Here is a 2,686-nt window from a genome sequence, read left to right on the forward strand (position 1 = left end):
TCAGTATAGCCTGTGATTGATGAATATTTTTTCATCTGCTCACGACTGAGCACCATTGAATACAAAACAGCTTCACTCTTATGGGAAGAATTTACAAGGTCAAATTCCTCGTTAGTTACAAATGAATCATAGGTAAAGCCCATTGGAATATAGCAGGTATTTTCGTAAATTCTAAATCCGTTTTCTGCTTTTAAGAACTTCCAGTAAGGCATTTTTGTTTTGTCGTCTTTTTCGGTGAATGAATTTGAAATATCTGTATCATCACCCATATAGTCGAATAAATATTTACAGCTTAAAAGAGAGCGAATACCATACATATTTGTGTCCGGTCGAGATGCCACATCTCTTGTCATGCCGAGCGACTCATAAAATTCCATAATGGACGGTGAAACCGAACTTTGGAAACAGTTGATTGACTTTATTTGCCAAAACATCGCCGTATTATCGGGGCATTCGTAAAAATCACTTCTTACGCTGTCATCGTCAAGGTCATCTATATGAATAGCGTCACGCTTGTTTATAATGCTTTTTCTGATTGGCTTTAGAGTTGAACTGTATGCAGTACCTGAACCGATAATAAAACCGCTTGTAAGCAGAATTGTAAAACAAAGTGTGATAGTAGTTGTAACATAGAATGCCCTTGTGCGGAAACCGAATTTCTTGAAAATCAGTACAAACCCCAAGATACATACAAGGGCTATGAGTGCATACACCCAAAAGCGTCTGGTATCACTCGCAATGCCGATTGACCATTCCTCGGTTTCAACATCTTTATCAACAGTAGTGGTTGTAACCTTTGGCATCAGACCTATCAGCAGAACCATTGCAAGTGTGATTCCAGTTGACCATCTTACTGCTCTGCCCCAGTCAGCCTGATGACTTTCAAAGGCTCTGATTGTTGCAAGGGTAAGCATAAGCACGAGCATATAGTACCATCTTGCATAGTAAATTGAGCTGTTGAGCATCTGGAAAGCTGAGTTTAACACAGGCACAAGTGCCATTACTATGAGCAGACTGATAATTTTTTTAATCCAATCACGCTTTTTAAGCTGTAAATACGCTATTGCACCGGTCATACCGACAAGCGGCAGCCATCCGGCAACAGATGCCCATTTACAATTTGAATCAGGCGTAAAGGTTGGAAATGCCGGCATATCGGCAGGAAAGAAAAAGCTTGCAATCGAAAGCCAGTATCTTTGCGGACTGCTGTGCACAAGTGCGTCCCAACCGTTTGGCAGGGTACTGAGTCGTGGATTGCCCATAATTCCCATAACGGACGGTAAAAGAATGAATGCTGAGGCAAAAAATCCTGTTAATACCTCTACCGCAAGCAACAAAAATTCTTTTACAGAAAATTTATAAGTTTTGGTAAATACGAGCATCAAGAAGTAGATTATTACAAAAAGCACCTGACCTGTAAAGAAGTAGTAGTTGACTACACAGGCACAGAATACCGCAGGAGCAAAAACTCCACGCTTTTTATCAAATAAAAATGAATCCAAAGCCGCAAGCAACAGCGGAAACATTATCATCGGCTCGTGAAAATGGAAAAAGAATACATTATAAATTGAAAATCCCGAAAAGGCATAAAGTAAGCCGCCTATAACGGCAAATTGCCCATGTCGCACATATCTTTTGAGATATAGATATGCCGAAAGTGAGGCAAGTGATAATTTAAGAATCAGTAAAGGTCCGATTAGATAGGGAACAGCCTCACTCGAAAATGGTATTGTCGCCCAGAAAAACGGACTGCCAAGCAGGTAAAAACTGTAGCTTGAAATTAAGTCAGAGCCTAAGTCGGTGGTTGTGTTCCAACCTAAATTGCCGCTTTTTACAGCATCATGCACCATTTGGTAAAACGGAATTTCCTGAACATTAAAGTCACCGTAATAATAAAATACGCCGCCGTCAAAGATAATAAACGGAATAATCAGCACACAGGCAGTTGCCAAAGCTATCAAAAAAGCCTGCAAACCATAGTAATGCTTTTTGTTTTGGTATCTATCAAGTTGCCTGCCCATAATTCCTCCATAAAAGGTAATAGTAGAATCAAAATTCTTTACAAAGCCCTAAAATACGGCTATAATTATATTTAAAATTATACTTAATGCTTATTATACCACATTGCAAGGTGATTTGCACTATATTTTGGAAAAAAACAGGAGAAAATAGCTATGGAGCAGTCGAATTTTTATGCTATGATGTCACGAATGAAATACATAAATCGTTGGGGACTTATGAATAATACAAAATATGAGAATTTAAGCGAGCATAGCTTGCAGGTGGCTATGATAGCTCATTGCCTTGTACTTATTCATAATAAACGCTTCGGCGGAAGCCTTAACGCTGAAAGAGCAGGTATTCTTGCGATTTTTCACGACACCACCGAGATTATTACAGGAGATATGCCAACTCCGATAAAATATTTTAATAATACTATTAAAGACGCATACAAGGATATTGAAAACTGTGCCGCCGACAAGCTGTGTTCGCTTTTGCCCGAGGATTTCAGAGATGATATGGAAAATATAATCAAACAAAACGGAAAAGAGGATATAGAACTTAAAAAATATGTAAAAGCAGCGGACAGATTTTCGGCACTTATCAAATGTATTGAAGAACTTAGAATGGGCAATGAGGAGTTCAGACAGGCGAAAAACGGCATTGAAAAGTCTATTGAAGAAAT

General features: G+C 38.8%; 2 protein-coding genes. One reads left to right on the forward strand and one right to left on the reverse strand.

What is annotated here, in order from left to right; translation table 11 throughout:
* Positions 1-2,021: YfhO family protein (locus ACJMMI_RS07950; RefSeq protein ID WP_405354790.1), on the reverse strand; the 2,021-nt coding region annotated here is incomplete at its 3' end.
* Between the two features lie 153 nt (positions 2,022-2,174).
* On the opposite strand from ACJMMI_RS07950, the gene yfbR reads away from it, so the two are divergent.
* Positions 2,175-2,686 (forward strand): 5'-deoxynucleotidase (yfbR, locus tag ACJMMI_RS07955; RefSeq protein WP_405354792.1); only part of this gene is annotated, 512 nt, incomplete at its 3' end.

This window comes from Ruminococcus sp. (assembly GCF_045129435.1).
Lineage (GTDB): Bacteria > Bacillota > Clostridia > Oscillospirales > Acutalibacteraceae > Ruminococcoides.